Genomic DNA, 1,659 nt, shown 5'->3' with positions numbered 1-1,659 from the left:
GCTAACTTGAAAAAGTAAATTCCAGTGCAGGGGTAAATTCCACCTCACCTTAAAATTACTTGATTTTTTAGAATTTCAGAGAGCTAAATATCTATAAAACTGTTATAATAAAAGTGACTTTTCACAAAACATCTCAATTTCAGACATGGCAAACAAGCCTCTGGATATTTTGTGTGTTGGACTAAATTCCACAGGCTGCGTTCGAAAAATGTGAATTGTTAAGTTCCAGTCTGACAGCAGTTTTTTGTGTTAAGTTAGTTATTAAATTGTATCAGCTTAGGCGTCAGATTAACATCATCGGGTGGAACCGGCCTAAGCTGAAGTGCTTTTAAGATGTCTATACCATAGTTTTCAAAAGCTGCATCATATGGCGTTCGACCACCAAGGATTTCTCTTGGAGTTGAATTTATATGATTTACAATAGTTCTTAAATCCCACTGTGTGAGGTATTCAAAGCTGCTCTTTTTAGGAAGGATCATCCGAAGCATAGTGTGTGCCTGTTCAATACCGCCTTTTTGACCGCTGCGCATAGGGTCGCAGTAGTAGATATTTGACCGCATAATGCCATTAATGCCGTTTTCAAGAGATTCTGGATCTCCAAACTCAGAGCCACGATCTGTAAGAACTGTGTTGAATAAAGTAAAAAAATCCTTCGTGCCAAGCTGGTGTTCTAACTTGTTAAAAACAAGTTTAACGGCTCCTTTGGTACATCTGTTCATAACAAATGCAAGAAACAATTTTTCGCGAGTTAAGAAAAATGTCAGGATGACGCGTTTTGAATCCTGCGATGAGTGAACCGTATCCATTTCGGCGAAGTGATCAAGTCCAAGCGACTGAAAATCAGAAAACATACGTCCTATAAAAACGGATCTGTCCTTGATTTGGGTTTTGTGTACCTTGCGGGGCTTAAATTTTACCTGACGTTTCAGATCAATATTTCTTGCAGAAAGGATACCTTTATCCAAATAGGAATACAGGGTCCTGACCGACATGTCTAGTTCCGGGTGATTTGTTATGATCTGATACGGAGACTGTCCTTGGAAGATCAGCGGTGTAATGACCATATCTTTCTGATGCAGTTCGTGTCTGGTCATGTTTATACCGGCTCTGGATTGCGAGAGACGTTCTTTGTATTTGCGATCAGCAAAAATAGGATCATAGCGGTATTTGTGGGCAATTGTGCAGTGATTGATTGCTTTTGGACATCCGTTGCACACATAAGGTGCTTTATCGAGTCGTCGGCAGCGTTCTTTAACAAAGTCCGGGCATGTCTGATTGCAGGTCGGACAAGAGGTGCATTTGACGCCACAGAGAATGATCTTGCCACATACATTGACTTTTCTACAATGATATCTGTGGATGCAAAAATTATGTGCATTGTTAAAACTACCTTTGTGATACCAGTCGCTGATCCTGTGCAGCCTGATTTCTTTTGAGATCGTTGTTGGATCTTTGCAAAGATATCTGGCAATGCTCTTAAAAGAACAGCCCGAGTTTAAGGATTTTTCAATGTACTTGCGATCTTCAAGGGTAAGGTGTTTTTGATTACCAGGAATGTATTTACTCATGATAGTTCTCCTCCTACTGCTGTCAGAGCACGACTATGAGCATAACACAATAATGTGAAAGATTAAATGCCACTTGTGCATAAGAGAATTC

At 39.9% G+C, this 1,659-nt stretch carries 1 protein-coding gene; it reads right to left on the bottom strand.

Annotation, left to right across the window (positions count from 1 at the left end; all coding sequences use genetic code 11):
* Nucleotides 1–254: 254 nt before the first annotated feature.
* Complete coding sequence (locus tag DW981_RS14620) at nt 255–1,568, bottom strand: IS30 family transposase (protein WP_118508243.1); 1,314 nt, start codon at nt 1,566–1,568, stop codon at nt 255–257.
* Nucleotides 1,569–1,659 lie beyond the last annotated feature (91 nt).

It is taken from the genome of Clostridium sp. AM49-4BH (genome assembly GCF_003478335.1).
Classification (GTDB): Bacteria; Bacillota; Clostridia; order Lachnospirales; family Lachnospiraceae; genus Butyribacter.
Note: the sequence above shows the minus strand (reverse complement) of the source record. Positions and strands in the feature narration are given on the sequence as shown.

Bases quoted from the DNA above. Each gene is read 5' to 3' on its own strand.
- DW981_RS14620 (WP_118508243.1), bottom strand. From the start codon at position 1,568: ATGAGTAAATACATTCCTGGTAATCAAAAACACCTTACCCTTGAAGAT.